This window comes from Proteiniborus sp., assembly GCF_040308045.1.
Taxonomy (GTDB): domain Bacteria; phylum Bacillota; class Clostridia; order Tissierellales; family Proteiniboraceae; genus Proteiniborus.
On sequence record NZ_JAWRHZ010000007.1, the window covers coordinates 23,924 to 45,635 of the forward strand.

Annotated in this window: 19 protein-coding genes and 1 pseudogene; 7 read left to right on the plus strand and 13 right to left on the minus strand. The window is 37.8% G+C overall.

Going from position 1 to position 21,712, the window contains the following annotated elements; genetic code table 11:
* Positions 1-2: 2 nt before the first annotated feature.
* The 7 genes from pheT (at position 3) to ABV008_RS00915 (ending at position 9,328) form a co-directional block, all read left to right on the plus strand.
* Complete coding sequence (gene pheT / locus ABV008_RS00885) at positions 3-2,399, plus strand: phenylalanine--tRNA ligase subunit beta (RefSeq protein ID WP_352417932.1); 2,397 nt, start codon at positions 3-5, stop codon at positions 2,397-2,399.
* A gap of 255 nt (positions 2,400-2,654) precedes the next feature.
* Positions 2,655-5,897, plus strand: a complete 3,243-nt coding sequence (locus tag ABV008_RS00890) for a helicase-related protein (protein WP_352417933.1) — start codon at positions 2,655-2,657, stop codon at positions 5,895-5,897.
* 8 nt (positions 5,898-5,905) lie between these two features.
* Positions 5,906-6,562 carry a DUF4391 domain-containing protein gene (locus tag ABV008_RS00895; protein WP_352417934.1) on the plus strand — a complete coding sequence of 219 codons (657 nt, stop codon included), beginning with the start codon at positions 5,906-5,908 and terminating at the stop codon, positions 6,560-6,562.
* A gap of 4 nt (positions 6,563-6,566) precedes the next feature.
* Positions 6,567-7,583 carry a virulence RhuM family protein gene (locus ABV008_RS00900; RefSeq protein WP_502929728.1) on the plus strand — a complete coding sequence of 339 codons (1,017 nt, stop codon included), beginning with the start codon at positions 6,567-6,569 and terminating at the stop codon, positions 7,581-7,583.
* A 16-nt stretch (positions 7,584-7,599) separates the two neighbouring features.
* The gene (locus ABV008_RS00905) at positions 7,600-8,034 is read left to right on the plus strand and encodes a hypothetical protein (RefSeq protein WP_352417936.1); all 435 of its coding nucleotides are present in this window, start codon (positions 7,600-7,602) and stop codon (positions 8,032-8,034) included.
* 57 nt (positions 8,035-8,091) lie between these two features.
* The gene (locus ABV008_RS00910; RefSeq protein ID WP_352417937.1) at positions 8,092-8,553 is read left to right on the plus strand and encodes a TFIIB-type zinc ribbon-containing protein; all 462 of its coding nucleotides are present in this window, start codon (positions 8,092-8,094) and stop codon (positions 8,551-8,553) included.
* The gene (locus ABV008_RS00915; RefSeq protein ID WP_352417938.1) at positions 8,540-9,328 is read left to right on the plus strand and encodes a hypothetical protein; all 789 of its coding nucleotides are present in this window, start codon (positions 8,540-8,542) and stop codon (positions 9,326-9,328) included. The genes ABV008_RS00910 and ABV008_RS00915 overlap by 14 nt, the downstream gene beginning before the upstream one ends.
* 92 nt (positions 9,329-9,420) lie before the next feature.
* Here the strand turns inward: ABV008_RS00915 and ABV008_RS00920 are convergent, their stop codons facing one another.
* The 13 genes and pseudogenes from ABV008_RS00920 to ABV008_RS00985 all read right to left on the minus strand — a co-directional run.
* Positions 9,421-11,007 carry a recombinase family protein gene (locus ABV008_RS00920; protein ID WP_352417939.1) on the minus strand — a complete coding sequence of 529 codons (1,587 nt, stop codon included), beginning with the start codon at positions 11,005-11,007 and terminating at the stop codon, positions 9,421-9,423.
* Positions 10,985-12,709, minus strand: coding sequence for a recombinase family protein (locus tag ABV008_RS00925; RefSeq protein WP_352417940.1), 1,725 nt, complete (start codon positions 12,707-12,709; stop codon positions 10,985-10,987). Before ABV008_RS00925 ends, ABV008_RS00920 begins: the two co-directional genes overlap by 23 nt.
* A gap of 39 nt (positions 12,710-12,748) precedes the next feature.
* Entirely contained in the window at positions 12,749-12,928 is a 180-nt protein-coding gene (locus ABV008_RS00930; RefSeq protein ID WP_352417941.1) for an SHOCT domain-containing protein, read from the minus strand.
* Positions 12,925-13,344 (minus strand): helix-turn-helix domain-containing protein, encoded by a 420-nt coding sequence (locus ABV008_RS00935; RefSeq protein WP_352417942.1) that lies wholly within the window; start codon positions 13,342-13,344, stop codon positions 12,925-12,927. Before ABV008_RS00935 ends, ABV008_RS00930 begins: the two co-directional genes overlap by 4 nt.
* Positions 13,345-13,472: 128 nt before the next feature.
* Positions 13,473-14,171, minus strand: coding sequence for an N-acetylmuramoyl-L-alanine amidase (locus tag ABV008_RS00940; protein ID WP_091264121.1), 699 nt, complete (start codon positions 14,169-14,171; stop codon positions 13,473-13,475).
* Positions 14,172-14,246: 75 nt separating this feature from the next.
* Positions 14,247-14,423: a hypothetical protein gene (locus ABV008_RS00945; protein WP_352417943.1), complete on the minus strand. Its 177-nt coding sequence runs from the start codon at positions 14,421-14,423 to the stop codon at positions 14,247-14,249.
* A 288-nt stretch (positions 14,424-14,711) separates the two neighbouring features.
* Complete coding sequence (locus tag ABV008_RS00950; RefSeq protein ID WP_352417944.1) at positions 14,712-15,128, minus strand: phage holin family protein; 417 nt, start codon at positions 15,126-15,128, stop codon at positions 14,712-14,714.
* 83 nt (positions 15,129-15,211) lie between these two features.
* Complete coding sequence (locus ABV008_RS00955) at positions 15,212-16,285, minus strand: hypothetical protein (RefSeq protein ID WP_352417945.1); 1,074 nt, start codon at positions 16,283-16,285, stop codon at positions 15,212-15,214.
* A gap of 11 nt (positions 16,286-16,296) precedes the next feature.
* Positions 16,297-17,424 (minus strand): phage tail protein, encoded by a 1,128-nt coding sequence (locus ABV008_RS00960; protein ID WP_352417946.1) that lies wholly within the window; start codon positions 17,422-17,424, stop codon positions 16,297-16,299.
* 18 nt (positions 17,425-17,442) lie between these two features.
* Positions 17,443-19,713 carry a phage tail protein gene (locus ABV008_RS00965; protein WP_352417947.1) on the minus strand — a complete coding sequence of 757 codons (2,271 nt, stop codon included), beginning with the start codon at positions 19,711-19,713 and terminating at the stop codon, positions 17,443-17,445.
* Between the two features lie 72 nt (positions 19,714-19,785).
* Entirely contained in the window at positions 19,786-20,271 is a 486-nt protein-coding gene (locus ABV008_RS00970) for a Csac_0668 family 2Fe-2S cluster-binding (seleno)protein (RefSeq protein WP_352417948.1), read from the minus strand.
* 257 nt (positions 20,272-20,528) lie between these two features.
* On the minus strand, positions 20,529-20,939 hold the full coding sequence (locus tag ABV008_RS00980; protein WP_352417949.1) for a hypothetical protein: 411 nt from the start codon (positions 20,937-20,939) through the stop codon (positions 20,529-20,531).
* 320 nt (positions 20,940-21,259) lie between these two features.
* Positions 21,260-21,712: pseudogene (locus ABV008_RS00985) on the minus strand (major tail protein); the annotation flags it as partial.

A 21,712-nucleotide genomic window follows, 5' to 3' on the forward strand; every position in this document is an offset into this window, starting at 1 on the left:
ACATGCTAGTACCTGTTAAATGGCTTAAAGAATATGTTGATATAGATATAGATTCAAAAGAGTTGGCTGATAGACTTGCTATGTCTGGCTCGAATGTAGATTCAATAGAAAATATTGATAAAGGAATAGAAAATGTTGTAGTAGGAAATATATTAGAAATAAGCAAGCATCCAGATGCAGATAAGCTGGTAGTTACAATTATAGATGTAGGAAATGAAAAGGTCCAGATAGTGACTGGTGCTAATAATATTAAAGTAGGAGACTATATTCCAGTAGCTCTTATAGGTGCAAAACTTCCAGGAGGAGTTAAGATTAAAAAAGGAAAATTAAGAGGTATTGAATCTAATGGAATGCTTTGCTCAGCTAGTGAACTAGGCATAAGTGATAATGTAGTACCAAAGGAAAATAAGGACGGTATTTTTATACTAGATAAGGAGTACACCTTAGGTCAGGATATAAAAGAAGCTATTGGATTATATGGAGAAATTATTGACTTTGAAATAACTCCAAATCGCCCAGACTGTTTAAGTATTATTGGAATGGCAAGGGAAACAGCAGCAACCTTTGAAAAAAGAGTAAAATACCCTAAAATAGAAATAAAAAATCAGGTAGGCGACATTAAGGAACACCTAAATGATATTACAGTACAAGCTAAAGACTTATGTAATAGGTATTATGCAAAAGTAGTAAAAGACATTAAAATAGGTCAATCTCCAATGTGGATGCAGAGAAGGCTTATGGAAGCTGGAGTAAGACCTATAAACAATATAGTAGATATTACAAACTATGTTATGCTAGAAATAGGGCAACCAATACATGCTTTTGATCTTGATAAATTATCTGGTAAAAAGATTATTGTAAGAAGAGCACAGGAAGGCGAAAAGATTAAAACTCTTGATGGTGTAGAGAGAAGCTTAGATTCTTCAATGCTAGTAATCGCAGATGATAGTAGGCCTATGGCTATTGCAGGGGTCATGGGAGGAGAAGACAGCGAGGTTACAAAAAATACTAAAAATATACTTATAGAATCGGCTAACTTCAATGGAAGAAGTGTAAGGTTAACCTCTAGAAAGGTAAGCTTAAGAACTGAAGCATCTGCAAAATATGAAAAGGACTTAGATCCGAATTTGTCGGATATTGCATGCAATCGTGTTTGTCAGCTTATAGAAGAAATAAATGCAGGTACTGTAGTATCAGGGCATATTGACATATATGATGGCAAAGCAGAAGAAAGAATAATGGAACTATCACCAGAAAGAGCTAATAGATTACTAGGAACTGATATTGAAGCTAATGAAATGGTTAAAATGCTAAATTCACTAGAATTAAATGCTGGAATTGAAGGTGAAAAGATAAAAGTATCTGTACCCTCTTTTAGAAGAGACTTAGGAATTGAGGCTGACTTAATTGAAGAAGTAGGTAGAATATATGGACTTGATAGGATTACACCTCAACCTTTAGTTGGTACATTAACAAAGGCAGAGAAAGCTCCTATTAGACAAATTGAAGATAGAGCAAAAAGCATACTAACAGGTATTGGATTAAATGAAATTACAACTTATTCATTTATAAGTCCTAGACAATACGATAAATTAAATATTTCTGAAAATAGTATGAAGAGAAAATATGTTGAAATAAGAAATCCTTTAGGTGAAGACTTTAGTGTAATGAGGACTACTCTTATAGGGAATATTCTTGAGGTGATGACAAGAAATTATAAATACGGAGTAGAAAAGGCTTGGGGATATGAGATAGGAAATACATTTACACCAAGGCAGCTTCCTATTACTGAACTACCATATGAAAACAGGACTCTTTCCATAGGAATGTATGGTAATAGCGATTTCTTTACTCTTAAAGGCGTAATAGAAACGCTATTAGATAAATTAGGAATTAAAGGGCATGAATATGTTAGAGAAAAAAATGACCCAACATTTCATCCTGGAAGAACTGCTAGTATAATACTAGGAGATCATGTATTAGGAACAGTAGGAGAAATCCACCCTGATGTATTAGAGAACTTTGGAATGAAAGAAAGAGTTTATGTAGCAGAATTGAATTTTGAGCTATTAGTATTAGCATCTAATCTAGGAAGAAAATATACACCACTTCCAAAATATCCTTCAGTTACTAGAGATATTGCATTAATTGTGGATGAAGAAGTTATGGTAAAAGATATAGAAAAGGTAATTATGGAGAATAGTAAGAAACTTGTTGAGGCTATTAAGCTTTTTGATGTTTACAAGGGTGGACAGATAGAAAATGGAAAGAAGAGTGTTGCATACTCAATAGTATATAGATCCCATGATAAAACACTAACAGACGAAGATGTATCAAAAGTTCATGATAAAATTGTAGAAAAATTAAAAGAAAAGTTAAACGCAACATTAAGAAGCTAAAAAAAGAGCAGGAAATGAAGTGCACCTTAAATGTTAGACACATGTAACATTTTGAGGTGCATTTTTCATATGGGATTTGTGGATTTGGGGTCAGGCTTTTATAATTTTATAACTTCTTTAATAATTATTTTACTTCTATGAAATGAACTCTTTATTACCTACGAGCTTCCCAAAAATATCAAAAAATAAAGGAAAAAGGCTTTTAATGAAGAAATAATAGATATTAAGCAAAAATTATAGGAAGGATGAGCATGCATGGAGATTATAGATAATATTCATAGTTTGTTAGGTGACGACCTTAAAAAAACAATAAAAAAAGGAGATAAATTATCTATAGTAGCTTCTTGCTTTTCTATATATGCATACGAATCTTTAAAAAAAGAACTTGAATCCATAGATGAGCTACGATTTATTTTCAATTCACCAACATTTATAAAGGATAAAATTGATAAAGAAAAAAGAGAATTTTACATACCAAAGCTAAATAGAGAACGAAGCCTTTATGGAACAGAATTTGAGATAAAGTTAAAAAATGAACTGACACAAAAAGCCATAGCAAAAGAATGTAGTGATTGGATAAAAAGAAAAGTAACCTTTAAATCAAACAAAACCAATGCAGGATTACAAGGCTTTGTAAATATAGAACAAGATGTCCCAAAAAACACGTACACTCAAACCAATGGATTTACTACAGTAGACTTAGGCTATGAAAAGGGAAATAATTTATCTAATATAGTTATAAAACTAGCAGATTACTCACATACAAAAACATATTTTACTTTATTCGACCAAATATGGAATGATAGTGAAAAGCTAGAAGATATAACAAATGAAGTAGTAGAATACATTTCCACAGTTTATAATGAAAATTCACCAGAGTTTATTTACTTCGTCATACTATACAATATTTTCAATGAGTTTCTTGAAGATATTACAGAAAACATATTACCTAATGAAGCCACAGGATTTAAGGAAACAGAAATATGGAAAAGACTATATAACTTTCAAAAGGATGCAGTTATCGGTATAATAAACAAACTTGAAAAATATAATGGTTGTATTCTTGCAGATAGTGTAGGGCTAGGTAAGACTTTTACCGCATTAGGGGTAATCAAGTACTATGAACTCAGAAACAAATCAGTATTAGTTCTCTGTCCAAAAAAATTATCAGAAAACTGGAATACCTATAGAGAAAATTATACAAACAATATACTAGCCAAGGATAGATTTAACTATGATGTATTATATCATACAGATTTATCTAGAGATGGTGGTTATAGTAATGGAATCAATTTAGGTAGATTAAATTGGTCAAACTATGATTTGTTAATAATAGATGAATCACACAACTTTAGAAATAACGATCCTTATAAAAACAAACAAACTAGATACCAAAGACTAATGAATGATGTCATAAAAAAAGGAGTAAAGACAAGTGTACTTATGCTTTCTGCAACACCAGTAAACAACAAATTTACTGATTTAAGAAACCAACTAGCCTTAGCATATGAAGGTAATCCTTCAAGTATAAATGCAAAGCTAAACACAGAAAGAGGAATTGAAGATATCTTTAGAAGAACTCAGCTTAATTTCAATAAATGGTCCAGGCTTCCAAATCATGAAAGGACTACAGAAGCATTACTTCAAATGCTAGACTTTGATTTCTTTGAATTACTAGATAGTCTTACTATTGCACGCTCAAGAAAGCATATTCAGAGATATTATAATGTAGAGGAAATAGGAAAGTTTCCATCAAGACTAAAGCCTATATCTCATTTTTGTGAACTTACTGATAGAGAAGATGTAATTAACTATAACGAAATATTTAATGAACTTACTAAATTGAACTTAAGCTTATATGCACCATTTAACTATATCCTTCCTAGCAGACTTAATTTTTATAGCAACATATATGACACTGTTGTAAAAGGAGGACTTAGTAGCCTAAGACAAGCAGACAGGGAAAGAAGCTTACAGACATTAATGAGAATAAACCTATTGAAAAGGCTAGAAAGCTCAGTAGATGCCTTTAGATTAACCTTATCTAAATTGTTAACTAATATTGAAAATATCTTAGAGGATATAGATAATTTTGATAGACTTGTTTCAAATGTATTTGTAAATCAAAATGAAATAAATAGTATTAACTTAGATGAAGATGATTGGCTAGATGAAGATTATAGCATAGGCAGCACCGTGAAAATAAATCTAGCAGATATAGATAGAATTTCATGGAAAGAAGATTTAGCTAATGATAGAGATGTTATAGTTTCTCTATTAGAAGAAATGGCAAAAATAACACCAGAACATGATACAAAGCTTAGAATACTAGAAAAGATAATAAGCGAAAAAATATATAGACAAATGAATCCGGGAAATAAGAAAGTAATAATATTTACCGCCTTTGCAGATACTGCTGACTATTTATATGAACATATTTCAAAATATGTAAAAGAAAATTATAATTTAGACACAGCAAAAGTAGTAGGCTCTGATGCAAATAAAACTACACTAAAGATAAAAAATGATTTACATACAATCCTTACATGTTTTTCACCTATATCCAAGGAAAAACATTTAACCATGCCTCATATTCAAGGAGAAATAGATATATTAATAGCCACTGACTGTATTTCTGAAGGACAAAATCTTCAAGATTGCGATTATTTAATTAATTATGATATACATTGGAATCCAGTAAGGATAACTCAAAGATTTGGACGAATAGATCGTATAGGTTCAAAAAATGATACTATTCAACTGGTTAATTTCTGGCCTGATATGACTCTTGATGAATATATAAAGCTTAAAGAACGTGTAGAAAACAGGATGATAATTTCTGATGTAACAGCTACAGGGGATGATAATTATCTAACTAATAAATCCACAGACTTAGAATATAGAAAAGAGCAGTTAAAGAAATTACAAGAAGAAGTATTAGATTTAGAAGATATTAATACAGGAGTATCTATAACAGATTTAGGACTTAATGATTTTAGAATGGATTTAGTTAGCTACGAAAAGGATAATGGAGAATTAGACAAGGTTCCTAATGGTTTGCATACAGTGATTATGGCGGATAAAGAAAAAGGTATAGTGCCAGGAGTAATATTTGTACTAAAAAATATAAATGATGAAATAGATAAAAATAAACAAAATATGATTTATCCTTTTTATTTAGTATATATGAAATACGATGGAGAAGTTTATTTAGACCATTTAAAAGTAAAAAAAATATTAGACGTTCTGAGAACTGGATGTAAAGGTAAAGATGAGCCTATAAAAGAAGAGTATTTAGAATTCAATAAAGAAACAAAAGATGGCAAGAAAATGGACAAGTATTCAACTTTACTAGAAGAAACTATAAAAACTATAGTAGATGTCAACGAAGATAGTGATATAGATAGCCTATTTAGTGCTGGTGGTACAACAGCCTTATTAGAAAATATTAATGGCTTAGATGATTTTGAACTTATAGCCTTTGTAGTCATAAGGTAGGTGTGAATATGCTAAATCTTCCTGAGAGATCACTATATAAAAAAAGAATACCTAAAAATAAATTCTATAATAAAATAAATGCAGATAGCAAGTTAGAATCTATGTTTAGAGAAGAAGTAGATTATATAATTTGGAAGCACAAGCTGTCAGAAGAAACTACAAACTTAGATTCAACAGAAGAAGTACAAGAGATTCAAGTCTTTGAGGTGTTTTTAAAGACTGGGGAACTATCAAGGGAAGTACTAGAAAATATAGATAGAGTCATACCTTACCCAATATTATATATATTGAGGTATAGAGATAAAGTTAAACTTTCAATGGCTTATAAAGAAAGAAACAAAACAGATGAAAATAAAATGGTTATTAAATCTTATTATGAAACTAAATGGATGAAAGAATACGAATTAGATTTTAATATAATTTCAGGTTTAACACTAAAAGATGTTTATGATAATATACTTAGGCAGCTGATACCTATACAAAGTAGTATAGAAGAAGATATTGAAGATGTAATTGAATTAAACGAGAAAATAGAAAAGTTAAAAAGAGAAATAGAGATATTAGAAAAGAAAATCAATAGAGAAAAACAATTCAACAAAAAAGTGGAGATAAATAGAAAAGTAAGAAAGAAAATAAAAGAATTAGATGGCTTACTTGATAGATAGGAGGATGACCATGAATTCAAATAGGAACTTGCAAATACGAAATAGCACTGCTGAATTCTTAATATTTACTTCTCAAGCAAATGAAAACACTATAGAAGTTAGAGTTGAAAATGAGACTGTGTGGCTTACGCAAAAAATGATAGCGGAATTGTTTGAAAAATCAAGAAGCACAATAACTGAGCATTTGCAAAATATCTTTAGGGAAGGAGAACTAGATGAAAATTCAGTATGTCGGGAATTCCGACATACTGGTACTGATGGCAAAGAATACACTACAAAGTTCTATAATCTTGATGCCATAATATCCGTAGGATATAGAGTAAATTCAATAAAAGCAACTCAATTTAGACAATGGGCAACAGCTGTACTTAGAGATTTTGCTATTCGTGGATATGTACTTGATAAAGAAAGATTAAAAAACGGAACATTTTTAAACGAAGATTATTTTGAACATCTACTTGCAGAAATCAGAGAGATTAGGGCATCTGAAAGAAGATTCTATCAGAAAATAACAGATATCTATGCGACAGCATTAGACTATGATCCTAATGCAAAGGCAACTAAAGACTTTTTTAAAACAGTTCAAAATAAACTACATTTTGCTATCCATGGTAATACTGCAGCTGAAGTAATTTATAAAAGAGCAGATAGTACGAAGAAACATATGGGACTAACTACCTGGAAGAATGCACCGAATGGTAAAATTGTAAAAACAGACGTCTCTATAGCTAAAAATTATCTAAGTGAGAAAGAATTAAAAGAATTAGATAGATTCGTTACAATGTACCTTGACTATGCAGAAACTCAAGCCGAAAGAAAAATACCAATGACTATGGAAGACTGGGCAAAAAAATTAAATGCATTTTTACAGTTTAATGAAAGAGATATACTTGAAAACTCAGGAAAAGTAACAGCTGCCATAGCAAAAGAATTTGCAGAGTCTGAATTTGAAAAATATAGGATTGAGCAAGACAAACTATTTAAATCAGATTTCGATAGATTGACTGATATATTAGAGTGATAACAGGAGGAATAAAATGGATAAATTAAACATGAAATCAAAAGATATAACCAAAGATAATATTGAGAAAATAGAAAAATTATTCCCAAATGTAATTACAGAAATCAAAGGAAATGGTGGAAGTATAACAAAAGCAATAGACTTTGAACTATTACAGCAAGAATTAATGGATGAAATAGTAGAAGGGGATAAGGAAAGATATCAATTAACTTGGCCTGGAAAAAAAGAAGCCATATTACTAGGAAATACACCTATAAATAAAACCCTTAGACCAGCAAAGGAAGAAAGCGTAGACTGGGAAAACACAGAAAATTTATATATAGAAGGAGATAATCTAGAAGTACTAAAACTGCTTCAAGAATCTTATTTAAATAAGGTAAAATGCATATATATCGAGAGAATCATACAGAGATTGATACAATTTAATGAACCTCATTGTTGCTATGCATAGGGGTATGCAAACTCAAAAAGGGTACGCAGTAGTTTAGTTAAGGTGGGGGAGGAATATATGGATAATGAATTTACTATAAAGATCTCAATACCGACTGATGACTATGGATACATTCTTTTGAAATGTTCCCATTGCGGAACTTTTTTTAAATCAACTCCCGACGATATTGAAGACGATAGAGTGTTAGAAATATATTGTCCAAGTTGTGGATTGATTAGTGATAACTACTTAACAGAAGAAGTAGTCGAATTAGCCATGGCAATGGCTCAAAATAAAACAATGGATTTGATATACGATGAATTTAAAAAGATGGAAAAAGAATTTAAAAAAGGACCTGTAACATTCAAAGCTGGTAAACGACCAAATCATGAGCATGAGAATCCAATTCGATCTGGAATTGAAGCTTTAGAAACTACAATATTTCCTTGCTGTAATCGGAAAGCAAGAGTCAAACCAATATTGAGAATAACCGGATGTTATTGTCCGTTTTGCGGGGTGAAAAACTATGAAGTTGAATAGAGCAGAATTAAGAAAAATTATATATGATTTTAACAGCATTTCTAATCGATTATTACAGGCAGATTTTGAAGATTATAACGCAGTTCTATCAAAATTTACTGCTTTTATAAAAAGCAATGATTTGATTTTTAGTTACATACAAAGCTGTGGTGAATGTGAGCAAGATTTAGAAAATGAAGTCAAGGAGGTTGCAGGATCATATGGAAGAGCAATCTTCTCCTTAGGCCATCTTGATGAAGAAGAAGTACGAAATGTTTTCTCCATTATTTGCTATATAGTAGACAATAATATCCAAATTCATAATGGAGTGGCAATGGGATATTCATCTTCAAGAAGTTTTCAAGACAAAGTCAAGGGTTTTAATGACCGGGTGGTAATGGTCTTAATACGCCATATAGAAAGATATTTAACTAAAATAGGGATCGAGATGGGAATTGATGAAAAAGTTACATATTCTATAGCAATTGAAAATGGGCAGGTTAATATAGCAAACGACAATTCTACTATTAATGCAACAAATACTGTCAATACAATTGATGTTGAAAAATTGAATGGGCTTATAGAAGATATTAAAGAAAATGCAAAAGGACTTTCGATAGAAGATGAGGAAACTCTCGTTAGTAGTTTAGAAGTAATTAAAGAAGAATCGAAGTCAGCAAATCCAAGAAAGGGCTTTATCAAAACAGCAATTAAAGGACTTCAGACTATAAAAGGCACTGTAGAATTTGCTGCTGCAACAGCTACACTGATTCAATTTATACAACCTATATTATAATTAATATAATGGGTTCACAAAAGACATAGTGCAATGCAAAAAAAGAGGAACACCTTACTACTGAATTGCCAGTTATAAGGTGTTTTATTATATTAAATAGTGATTCCGTTTTTAAAGGTAATTTGAACATTTTCTTTATCTAGGACTGTCACACAATCGACTAAACTGTGCCAGAGGAGTGGATCAAAATCTGTGAGTAATTCATTTTGATTCTTAAGTTCAGCGAGGAAAGCAGCCATTGTTTGGCGACTGGTCACTTTTTCCTTAATCTGCCAGGATATTTTTTCTAAATCTTCTTTGGTAGTGTCAAACCTCTGTACCAAGCCATCGTATCTTCTTTGGTATTCTCCTTGGTCTAAGGCAACATTGGCATTTTCGTTTATGCATTGCTGTATCAGCTCAGTGACAATCTCCATTTCATTTTGAAGCTCGACCTGTTTGGTTTCTAAGGGACCAGTGTCAAAAAGAACATCCTTCATGGATTCGAAGTTTGCTATGATTTCATCCTTGTCATCCAGGAGCTTATTAGTAGCCTTCACGAAGAGTTCTTTTATAGTATCTTCATCGAGGTGGGGAGTGGAGCATTTTTGCTGTCCGTTGAACTTGTGGTTGCATTGCCAGACTGTACGTCGGTATTTGCTGTTTGAATGCCATACCTTTGAACCGTACCAGCTTCCACATGATCCGCATTTTATCTTTCCAGAGAATATATGAACACCGCTGTGACGATTGTTTGCAGGGTTTCTCTTTTCTAACTCATTCTGGACCAGGTCGAAGACCGCTGGCTCGATAATCGCTTCATGGTTATTTTCAACATAGTATTGAGGGATTTCTCCCTCGTTGGCTTTCTTCTTTTTGGTAAGAAAATCTACGGTGTAGCTTTTCTGCAAAAGCGCATCGCCTTTATATTTTTCATTTGTGAGGATGCGCTTGATGGTGCCAGCGTTCCACTTATCTTTCTTGGCGGGTGATAAAATGCCGTCTGCTGTAAGCTGCTTGGCAATACCGTATGGCGTCATGCCCTGTAGGAACATGCTGAAGATCCTCTGGATTATGACTGCTTCATTAGGGTTCAAGACAAGGTTGCCATCTTCACCCCGATCGTAACCGAGGAAGTGCCCGAAGGGAACTGTAACCTTCCCGTCTGCAAATCGCTTGCGCTGTCCCCATGTGACGTTCTCTGAAATGCTACGGCTTTCTTCCTGGGCAAGGGATGACATGATGGTGATTAGAAGTTCACCTTTAGAATCTAAGGTCCAGATATTTTCCTTCTCAAAATAGATCTCGATTCCTTTTTCTTTCAATTGGCGAACGGTGGTGAGGCTGTCTACTGTGTTCCTTGCAAATCGGCTGACTGACTTGGTAACGATGAGGTCAATCTTGCCGCTTAAGGCGTCCTGGATCATGCGCCTAAAGCCTTCACGCTTTTTGGTGTTGGTACCGGATATCCCTTCGTCGGTATAAACCTTCACGAACTCCCAATCGTCTCGACTCTTAATAAAATTGGTGTAATAATCGACCTGCGCCTCATAGCTTGTGAACTGTTCTTCGCTGTCGGTAGATACGCGAGCGTAGCCAGCTGTGCGGCGTTTTCTTTGCTCATTAATAGGCGTGGAAGAAAACTGCCTGAGAGTAGCAGGTATGGTTTTAACGTTTTTAGCTGTCTTTGTTCTGCTCATGCTTTTTCCTCCATGCCTCTTTCATTTTCTCAGATTGTCTTTTCTTTCTTTCCTCTGACCAAGCTGGCTGTCTGCGTTTGAATTGCCATTGTTTTGTGATCTTACTGCCATCCTTCAGCTGAAAGAGAAGTTCTGTGTTGGAAACAACAGTGATGTTATCAACTTTTTCTTTAAAGATACCTTCATCAAACTCTTTAATGGAAAGGACATCGCTAGATATAGTTTTTAGCAGATTCTCTTCCAATCCGCTGTGGCCGCAATCTGTGTGAGGGGGACAGCGCCAATGGTGGGCTTTCTGACCACTTACTCGGAGGCTTGTGTTTCTGCGTAGGTTTTGCCCGCACTTACTGCAGTTGATTTTTCCGGTGAAGCAAGTGATGTTTCCAGAGCTTCTTGGGTTCTTCTTGCTGTAGGCTGATTTTGCAGCGCGAGCTTCCGGTGTCCACCAATCCTTCCTGGCCGTGGATTTCCAATGTTGATGAATAATGCTACCACTCTGAAAATGAAAGATGAGTTCATCTTTTCCATTCACCACAACTTTTTCAACTTGATCCAGGAAGACATCTTCATCAAATTCGTCTAAGTCGAGTACCTGGGCACAGACACCTTGGAGTATCTTCTCTGGGATGTTTTTGGCGCTGCACTCTGACACGCCTTTGCGGTCTTTAGTCTGGCAAGTCCAAATGTAATAAACATCACTTGAATGCTTGCTTTGTCTTTTGCCGCTGCGCCTATAGCTGACACCGCAGTTTCCACACTTTATCTTGCTTGTAAAGCAGGTGGTGTTGATTGATGGATTTGCGAAAACGCCTAACTTTCTGCGCCTTGCGATTTCAGCTTGTACCTTTTCATAAGTTTCTAGGTCAATGATGGCTTCATGAGAATCTTCTACCCAGTACTGTGGGAGTTCGCCGTTGTTGGGCTTTAACTTGTGTGTGATATGGTCCTCAATAAAACCCTTTTGTAAAAGCATGTTACCGGTATACTTTTCATTCTTAAGGATCGCCCGAATTGAGGTGTTTGAAAAGCGTCCTCCGGTATATGATTTGACACCCATTTCTTCAAGCTGTACCTCTGTTTGTTCGGCGGACATTCCTTTGATGAAATTATCATAAATCAGCTTTACAATCTTGGCTTCCTCGGGCTCAATAACAAACTGCTCTCCATTCCAGCGATAGCCATAAATATTAAAGGAATTAGGCTTTCCTTTCTGGAAATTCCTTCGAATGGCCCATTTTACATTTTCACTTGTAGAGCGGCTTTCTTCCTGGGCAAAGGAAGCGAGGATGGAGAGCATTAGTTCACCGTCACCACTCATTGAATTGATGTTTTCTTTCTCGAACCTTACCTCAACTCCGATGTCTCGAAGGTGGCGTACTGTTTCCAGTAGGTCCACCGTATTTCTAGCAAATCGCGATATGGACTTGGTTAGTACAATATCGATCTTGCCTGCATCACAATCTTCCAGCAGTCTCTTGAACTCATCCCGGTTTTCAGTCGTGCCTGAAATCCCTTCGTCTGCATATACACCTGCATATTCCCATTCACGATGGGTCTGGATGTATTTGCTATAAAAGCTGACTTGCGCTGAAAGAGAGTGTAACGTTCTGCCTTTTTCTTCGGAAACCCTCGCATAAGCAGCAACCTTTTTTCTTGTAGGCATTACCGGAGCGGAAGGTTCGATTCTATTGATTTTCCGCATAAACTCACTCCTTTCAACACTATACATCACTCTAAAAGGCTATGAAGTCAAGTTAATGTGAGAGAATAGTGTACCTAGTAATGGCCTGTATTTTTCAAGAAGATACTCATCGATTAAGGCAAATTCCTCGGGGGTAATTATGTTTTTTTCAAGCATGGATTTTGCAATAGAAAGACTTGATTGGTATTGCTTTTCAGCTCTGAATTGATCGTCTGTCATAGTACATCACCGCCTTTGAAGCGGTCGTTTATATAGCAATCATGAGAACAATATTTTCTCTTTGAATTGCCATAAGCGGTAAAGGAGCAACCGCAATAAGCGCAGGTGAAGAAGTAGATGGCTTTCTTCTTGACCTTGTCCTGATTCGAGTTCCACCATGTAACACGACAATCTTGGTTACAGAATTTCAATTTCTTTTTTCCTGAGATCTGTATAAGCTCCTTACCGCAGTGTTTACAGTATTCCTTATCGGGAGTAACTGTAGTTGAGTGATTGGCCTTGATCCCTCCTAGCTTATTTCTTTGGCAGTGGGAAGTAACAGTACTTTTTGGAAGACCTAGGGCTTGAGCGATTGTTGCATACCCAAACCCTTTAGCCCTAAGGTCAGCTATTTGATTTTTTTGTTCTCCAGTCATTATTAATCCTCCTATCGGAGGGTAGAAATCCCTCTCACCATTCACAGGACAGAAGAGGGCATATTGAGTACTGAAAAATAAAAAAATGCCGCCAAGTGCAAGAAAAGCACCTAGCGGCAAAGAATTAATTATTCAGTTTTGATAAAGGCATCTGTAAAGCCTGCAGCTTTTACTTTGGCCAGCATAGCATCAGCATTGGACTTGACGCTGTAAGCCCCGACCTGGACCCTGTAAAGCTTCTGAGGCGGGGGAGTGGAAGGAGTAGGAGCCGTCAGCAGCTTTTTAACATCAGCCCTGAAAGTATCCATACTCTTACCATGCCTAGAAAACCAGTGACGAGGATCTCCGTGATTGCTGGCGATTTTCTTCTGATAGCCCTCGTAGTGGCCAATGATGTCTTTCTCTGTCAGGTCATAGAGTTTACAAAGGTAAGCACAAAGCTCCGTGGCTTCTTTATAAACTGTATTGAAATAAGAGGCGTCGGACAGGTTGTCTTCGCAGATTTCAAATCCGATGTGACTGTTGTTGGCGTCACCACCTGCATGCCACCCTCTATGATCCCATGGCAGGGTCTGATAGGTAGCGACGGTTCCATTTTTAAGTTTTCCGATAAAGGCATGGACACAGACTTGTCTGCCACTTGGTCTATGCTGGTTCCAATGATTGTTGTACTGGTTTTCTCCCAAGATGCCATCATCTGGACCAACGTATCTACGTAGATATGGATTGTTAGCTCCGGTGCTGTGGACCATAATGCCCTTGGGCTTGATTTTTCTACCTGCTTTATAGCATTCATTTTCTGTAAAGATAAGTTTTTTTAGGTTCATAGATTTTCCCTCCTACGATTTGTTGCAATCTATAGAAAAATAAAAACGCCACAGGCTTGGCCTATGACGCTTCTACTAGAATAGATATTCTTGATCAGTTATGTCGTCTACATTTAAATCTCTTGTCTCATTTTCTTTCCCGCAAACCGGGCATGTGCCATAATAATCTCTAAATGTTAAACTCCCTTCTAAGTGCATTAAATACTTCACTAAGATTAACGTCGCACCACAATGGCATTTAATTCTGGTCACTTTCATCCCCTCCAAAAGCATTATGCGAAGGGGATGACATTTTATACAGCTAATCCAGTTTTCCTTCATCAAAAATCTGATCGCTGTTTTCATGCCAATAGAAGTCTAGAGTTTTGTGGCAGCATGGACATTCCTCTTGATAGTTCCTGATCACCATTTTGTCACTGAGTAGTAAGTTGTAATTGATAACGCATAATGGTTCTTCGCAATAGCTACAATGAATAAATACCATTTGAACACCTCCATAACTTACATATGCAAAGAATGCTCAAATGGCAAAATCATTTATTACTTTGTTCCATCTTTATCTCCACCGTCTTTAAGTTGTTCCAAAACATCGCGGAGCTTTTCTGGAATAGGCAGTCCTAGTCTTGTGGCATTTTCAATAATGCTGATTCCTTCATTGGATAGGTAGAAGAAAATAACTGCTGTTCTGATAACACCACCATCTCCGATGATGTTCTGATCAATGATGTGGGCTACCCCCACCAAAGAGAAGATCACCACTTTTTTAAAGATGCCCCGAGCGCCCACGTCACTGGATAAATGCTTCTCGATAATGGCGCACATGACACCAAGCAGATAATCAATGACAACAAAGGCAATCAGGGCATATAAAAATCCATCGTAACCTCCGAGAAACCAGCCAAGCCAACCGCCAAGGCCAGCAATAGCCAGTTGAATATAAGTCCAAATATCTCTCATTGTTTTTCCTCGCTTTCATGTAGATTTATATATTAAAAGACGCCCGGCTAAAGGCGTCATAATCTGATAGAAATGGGCTTCAATTAGTAAGGTGCATAGTAAACATACCCGCTGGCTTTGGCATAGAACCCGTCTCCGGGAATGTACATAGCACCGTCAAAGGTATCGTATTGGGACGTTGTGAATCCTGGCTGATGCAGGCATTCCCAGGTAACCCCATCAGAGGATACACAAAGGCTGCTCTCTTTAAGAAGTGCGAACTTACCCCAGTCGGGCATCCACATGATATTCCTTGGATTGGGGATGTTGTTATTGGCTAGATCCCCTACCCAGGAAAGATTCGTCTCTGTAATTTGCGTGGCATCGTCACTCATCACGCAGAGCTTCACGTAGTAGGTGTAATCGCCACCCACATTGGTGTAATTGAACTTCATCACAAAGAGCACACCATTGATAGAGCGAATGAACATGTACCGAGTATCATTCACATCTTCAGGAATGGTGGTTACCCAGCTTCCAGGACTGGATGTACTTGCTCTGGCGATGGATTTGTCCCCACCAACAACTCCCACAAAGTTTCCTTTATGCCTGGTCAGGTATTTAAAGATGGGGACTGAGGTTCCGTCCGATCCAACCAAGGTCCAGGCGGTTCGTTCTTCCAGGGAATCAAAGCTGTAGTAAACCGGGGATTTATAGTACCACCAGCTGACCACACCAGAGCCTCGGTCCATATCATAAGCACCACAGGTCATGGCATTTTGAGCTCCGGCGCAGTACCCAGCGTTATGCCAGGTGATCCCGTCAAAGGATGCAATGATATTAGCAAGGCCTACAATCTTTGCGATAAATACCCCATCTGCAGCATAAAGAATTTCAGGCTGACCATGACTCCACCAAGGAACACTGACAACGGTCCATTGTTTGGTGGTCTTGTTCCAGTAGGACATGTATGGGGTTTTAGCATAGTAAACTGCAATCTGAGCGTTTCCGTTATCATAGACATTAATTTGTCTTTCGCTGCCGTATTGAGTATAGCCAAAATTGTTATAGTACTTCTTGGTCCAGCTTAAGGTAGGAATAGGAAGGACAATGCTGCCTCTACCACCAAAAGCTGTCCAGATGGCCAAGGTGTTATTAAAATTACGATCATAGCTCATGGCTTTCCTCCTTAAACTTTCTCAATGGCTGTAATTCTTCCGCTGGAATCAGTGGAGTAGGCATAGCTTCCAGTTGAGCCATCGGCATAAGTTACTTCAAAGGCTGCAGCATCAATCAGAAGTGAAGAGACCTCTTTAAGGAGAAGCTCTGAGAAAATATCTTCTAAGGTGATGCTGGTTATTCTGCCACTGGAATCTGTGGTGAAGCTGTACTCGGCATGATACTGATGGGTATCACCTTTTTCCACTTCATAGGTCACATTGATTTTGTTATCAACCACCGACAGCGTTTTTACAATGGTGTAGGAGACGCCTAAGTCATAGACCTGGTTTTGAAGATCATCCACGGAGCTTCCAACATTAGAAATAGAGTTTTCTATGCGATAAAAGGTGTCAGAAATACTGGGTCGATACCTTCCCACCTCAACACGGATGTTAAATCGATAAAATGGGTTGTATTCAAGAGAGATGATCCTAGTCTTTACGTTAATGCCTAATGGATTGAAGATGATGTGCACATTATCACCAACAGCCAAATCCATCAGCTTGAAAAAGGAAATGTCATAGGATGATGCATTCTCCCTGGAATCATGGGATACAGCCACATTTGTGACATTCTTTGAACCCATCACAGGGATATACTCATTGGAGCCTCTATGGCTACGAATATTAATGCTATAGCCATCGTACTGAATTTCACCACCTAAAATAGCAATGAACTGCATCAGCGCAGCTCGTCTGGAAACCTTCTGATTTATTTTCATCGTGACACTCTCTGTAAAATCCACAATCCCAGCTGAAAAGGGAGTGCCAGCAAGGAGCTGGGATAATCCTGCTGAAGGATCACCCGTGAAATCAAAACTGCTTATTTGATACATTTCATGGTTCAAAAGATAAGATACATGCTCACAAAGAACAGAACAGACTGGTAGGCTCCCTTGAATTGATTTACTGATTTGAACCAGTTCAAAATACTGATTATCTAGTTTTGCAATTTGCTTTGTTTTTAAAGCCAATGCAGACTTCGCCATAACAGTAAATGAGAGGGTAAATTCACCCTCTAAGGTTTCTCTAATGTTTGAGCTGATGACTTTCTTAACGGACTGAATCATGGTTGCTCCTGCGTAAATTTCAATCAAGGGACCGCCTCCTTTCTATTAACTTCCTGCCACACCAAGGTTTCTAACTGTGACGGTGTTTTGGTTCCACTGAAGTTGTGCAATAACTCTTGTTAGAATATTACCGTCAATGGTAAGAGGGATAGTTACATCAAAGACTGCTCCGTCAGAGCCACCGAGACTTCCTGTTACTTGAGAGTTCAGGTCCAAATCAAAGTCTGTAGGAATAGCGCCCTGCATATCTTTTTCCACATCACCCATGGCTTTTTCGAAGCCCTCTCCAATACCTTCACCCATGTTGGAACCAATGCCTGCAAATACCTTTGAAGGAGATCTAATACCAAGAACCTTCTTAACGCCACCAACGATCCCGTTGACCATGTTTTTTACTTTTTCTCCAAGCCAACCAATCATCGATGCAATACCGTCCCATAAACCTCTGGCGATATTTCTTCCCACTTCTAGTATGGATGGAATCCCACGGGCTAGTCCGGTGACAATAGACATGATGATCTGAGGCAGTTGAGCCACGATCTGAGGAATGGCACGAATAAGTCCCATACCAAGCTGAATGGTCAGCTGAACCCCCATTTCAATGAGCTTTGGTAGGTTACTGGTGATGAAGGTAATGATGCTGTTAATAATCTGAGGTAAGGACTGAATCAGTGTTGGCAGAGAGTTTAAAAGTCCCATAGCCAAGCCGCTGATAATCTGAAATGCTGCATCTAGTACCAAGTCCAGATTGTTGATTAAGGTGGTAGCGATCAGAATAACCGCTTCTACAATGGATGGAATAAGTTCCGGCAGCGCATCTCCAAGTCCAGTAGCTAAAGTAACAATCATCACTAGCGCCGCTTCCACCAGGGCAGGAAGATTGGTAATAATCCCATCCACCAATGTTAGAACAAGCTGCAAAGCACCGTCTGTAATTTGAGGTAAGGCTTCGATGAGGCCACCTACAATGGTCATGATGATATTGGTTGCAGCTTCAATAAGAGTAGGAAGATTATCTAAAATCCCACTTACAAGCGCGAGAATCAAATCAGGTGCTACTTCTGCAATAGCTGCAATAAGTCCAGTAACCACATCCAGTATTTGAGGAAGGATGACAGCAATCTGTTCAACCGTCTGCCTTGCACCTTCCTTAAGCTGCTCAGCGGCCCCTTCTTGGCCAGTGATAAGGCCTGTCAAACCATCTAGAATCATGGTAAAGCCAGGGAGGAGCTGGGATGTGATGTTGTTTTTCACCCCAGCAAAGGAGCGGGTGAGGTTATCCATGGCATCTGTGTAGTTCACCGCAGCATCTACAGATTCATCACTCATAACCAGCCCTAGCTCACTTGCTTTGTTCTTTAGGGCATCTGTGCTTTCAGCGGTCTGGTTTAGAAGCGCCCCTAGCTCAACTGAGGACGTTCCAAGTAAATCATTGGCAATGGCCGCTTTTTCACCTTCATCAGAGATGCCTTGAAGACCTTTAATGGTCATCTCAAAGACTTCTTCTCTGGATTTGCCCTCAAGGTCGGCCATTGAAATCCCTAGTCGCTGAAATTTTTCTGTGGCTGAGGAACTACCGTTGATGGCATCGTCCACGGTGTTGTTAAGCTTCTTCATTCCGTTTTCTAAGGATGAGATGCTGGCACCGTTTTGGGAAAGGACATAGTCCCACTCTTGATAACCTTGCCTGGAAAGACCAATCCTTTGGCTGGCCTTATCGATCTCATCCCCTGCAGCCGCAGCATCATTAGCCATATCAAAGAGCTTTTTACCCGCTGTTACTGCTGCAGTTCCAATGGCTGCCATGCCAACGCCAATCCCCGCAGCCACACCTTTCATAACGGAACCTAGCTTCTCAAACTTACCACCGGAATCATCTGCCACTTTTGCAGAGTCTTTGATTTCATCCCCAAACCTGTCCGCTTCTTTACCAGCATCATCAAACCCATCACTGGCTGCATCAAGAGCCTTGTTGTTATCATCCAGCTCTTTTTCCATTTTGTTTAGGTCCGCATTTGCATTGTTTAGCTGGATCTGCCAGGCTTTTGTTCGCTTGTCATTCTCCCCAAAGGACTCCGCAGCATTTTTCAGTGCAGCTTCAAGGGTGGATACTTTGTTTTTCTGAGCGTCAATCTCTTTATTTAAGACTTCATTTCTTGCTGTTATAGCCTTGATGGATTTATCTTGCTTATCAAACTGTGAAGTAACCAGATTCATTTCAGAACCCAGCACCTTGAATGTTTGATTGATATCTCGAAGAGAGTTCTTAAATTCTTTTTCACCCTCAACACCTATTTTCAGGCCGAAGTCCGACATAGCGTTCACCTCCTTTGGGGCATGAAAAAAGACACCTCATCAGAAGTGTCTTGATAAATGAAAACTTGTTTATTATTCTGCTAGTGCTTCGTCAATCGCCGTTTGAATTGTCTCATGGCAACAAACTCCAAGTGGATTTTTAATTTCGCATTTAGAATTTTTCATAGCACCTGTGATTGCTAATACATCTTTCATCTTTCGTGCGCCTTTATCTCTTACTGCTTCTTTCACTTGGTTAATAGTAACTTCACTGCAATAGCAAGCATACCTAGGGTCCGCATCTTTCTTAAACCAAATAGGAACTTTTACTTGCTCTTTGCTAAACTGAATTCCTTTGTTTTCACTAAAGTATACAGTATCACAATCTTCGTTCATACAAATTGAATAATTCATAGTTTCTACTGATTCTACATATTCTTCTTTAACTAGGTGTTTAACTGTTATATTTTTCACTTTTTTGCCCTCTTGATTACAAATAGGACACTTATTCATATCTTCAGTAGTCATGGTTAAATCTACAATGTCACCACAACAACTACAGCCTGTATTATTCGACATTTTATCCCTCCATTCAGTTCGCCATACACATTATTATATATGACAAGATTGAAATTTAATAGGAATAATTTACAGGAACTCAGGAACAACATCGTCGATGGTATATTCCTTTCTTGGTTTTGAGATACCAATAAACTGCTTATGACACTCCCAAAGGTCCATCAGATAACCAATGGGTAATAGCCATACCTCATCTTCATTTCTATTTAGGTGGGCAGTGCCATAGTAAATGAGTCGGGTAAATAACTCTTGATCACTTACCCGACCACCTCGTTTTTTGATGGTTCACTCTCCACATTCCTTTTTGTGCCTTTTATCATGCTGGCCATAATGGCATTCTTGTAATTAGCCAGGTCAAAGGGAGTGGTAAGAAGTTCCACTTCATCTTCTGTGAGAAGTTCTTTTCTATCATCCTTGTTCCTAATATTGTGGATCAGGATGGATTGGTTTGCCAGAAGGGTGATGAGCCACACCACCTCCTCGAGCGCCATTTCAAAGTTCTCAGTTTTCATCAGCTTATCGCCCAAATTCTCAAGACCACCATAGCGCTTGGCAATTTCCTTTGTAGCTTTGGTGGTAAGAACCATCTTGAACTCCGCGCCGCCAATATCAATGGTGGTACTTCGTTCTTCAGCGGCCTCATCAACCTTTAATTTTTCATCTGCCATGATCAACCCTCCCATTAAGAAACAACAACAGTAGCCACTGTGGTTGTCACATTTTCTGCACCACTAGAGCTTAAGACGCAGTAGTAGTAATAGGTATCTGCCAAGAGGTCTGTTGGAATATCAAAGCTCGCAGAAGTTTCTCCATTAATGGCAGTACCGCCAGTGGTGCTATCGATGGTATTTTCAAACCACTGATAGGTTACAGGGTTTGAGGTGTTGGAATTTGCCACAACAGAAAGGCTTCCAGTAATGCTTCCTGCGGTTACTTCACTTAAGCTTGCTGGCTGGGTTGTGATGGTAATGGTTGGGGTTATGGCGGTAAAGTCTGGTTCATATACGGATGTGAACCAACTTGTAATGGTTGATGCCGATACACCATTATCGCCTTCAGTAACTTCCGCTTTCCAAGGATGTTTGCTTTCTCCGTCCAGTTTGTTTCTTCTAAAGACGGTTCCTTCTATGGTGGGACTGCTAAATGTAATGGAATCGCCTTTGGTGGCAAGACTTGTGGCGGGAACAGAGAAGATAACCCTGTAAAGCCAAAAATAGCGATACTTTCCATTGGCCTTCTTGGCACGAAACCCAATAGCCACCGGCGATCCACCATCTTCACTTCTTGAAACAACTACGTTATTGCTGTCGATTTTACATCCTGTCAAATCCTGCGCTACCAATGATCCGATATCATCAATACCCAGTGTCAGGGCACCACTCTTAAATTCTTTTACTACCTCGCTGGCACCGTCATCTGCGTAGAGAATAGCTTCAATGAG

What these genes read in the sequence shown, in the direction of transcription:
- ABV008_RS00920 (WP_352417939.1), bottom strand. Translation starts at nt 11,007, where the DNA reads ATGAGCAGAACAAAGACAGCTAAAAACGTTAAAACCATACCTGCTACT.
- ABV008_RS00950 (WP_352417944.1), bottom strand. Translation starts at nt 15,128, where the DNA reads ATGAGAGATATTTGGACTTATATTCAACTGGCTATTGCTGGCCTTGGC.
- ABV008_RS00905 (WP_352417936.1), top strand. Translation starts at nt 7,600, where the DNA reads ATGGATAAATTAAACATGAAATCAAAAGATATAACCAAAGATAATATT.
- ABV008_RS00915 (WP_352417938.1), top strand. Translation starts at nt 8,540, where the DNA reads ATGAAGTTGAATAGAGCAGAATTAAGAAAAATTATATATGATTTTAAC.
- ABV008_RS00910 (WP_352417937.1), top strand. Translation starts at nt 8,092, where the DNA reads ATGGATAATGAATTTACTATAAAGATCTCAATACCGACTGATGACTAT.
- ABV008_RS00925 (WP_352417940.1), bottom strand. Translation starts at nt 12,709, where the DNA reads ATGCGGAAAATCAATAGAATCGAACCTTCCGCTCCGGTAATGCCTACA.
- ABV008_RS00955 (WP_352417945.1), bottom strand. Translation starts at nt 16,285, where the DNA reads ATGAGCTATGATCGTAATTTTAATAACACCTTGGCCATCTGGACAGCT.
- ABV008_RS00965 (WP_352417947.1), bottom strand. Translation starts at nt 19,713, where the DNA reads ATGTCGGACTTCGGCCTGAAAATAGGTGTTGAGGGTGAAAAAGAATTT.
- ABV008_RS00935 (WP_352417942.1), bottom strand. Translation starts at nt 13,344, where the DNA reads ATGACTGGAGAACAAAAAAATCAAATAGCTGACCTTAGGGCTAAAGGG.
- pheT (WP_352417932.1), top strand. Translation starts at nt 3, where the DNA reads ATGCTAGTACCTGTTAAATGGCTTAAAGAATATGTTGATATAGATATA.
- ABV008_RS00930 (WP_352417941.1), bottom strand. Translation starts at nt 12,928, where the DNA reads ATGACAGACGATCAATTCAGAGCTGAAAAGCAATACCAATCAAGTCTT.
- ABV008_RS00895 (WP_352417934.1), top strand. Translation starts at nt 5,906, where the DNA reads ATGCTAAATCTTCCTGAGAGATCACTATATAAAAAAAGAATACCTAAA.
- ABV008_RS00970 (WP_352417948.1), bottom strand. Translation starts at nt 20,271, where the DNA reads ATGTCGAATAATACAGGCTGTAGTTGTTGTGGTGACATTGTAGATTTA.
- ABV008_RS00900 (WP_502929728.1), top strand. Translation starts at nt 6,567, where the DNA reads ATGACCATGAATTCAAATAGGAACTTGCAAATACGAAATAGCACTGCT.
- ABV008_RS00980 (WP_352417949.1), bottom strand. Translation starts at nt 20,939, where the DNA reads ATGGCAGATGAAAAATTAAAGGTTGATGAGGCCGCTGAAGAACGAAGT.
- ABV008_RS00890 (WP_352417933.1), top strand. Translation starts at nt 2,655, where the DNA reads ATGGAGATTATAGATAATATTCATAGTTTGTTAGGTGACGACCTTAAA.
- ABV008_RS00940 (WP_091264121.1), bottom strand. Translation starts at nt 14,171, where the DNA reads ATGAACCTAAAAAAACTTATCTTTACAGAAAATGAATGCTATAAAGCA.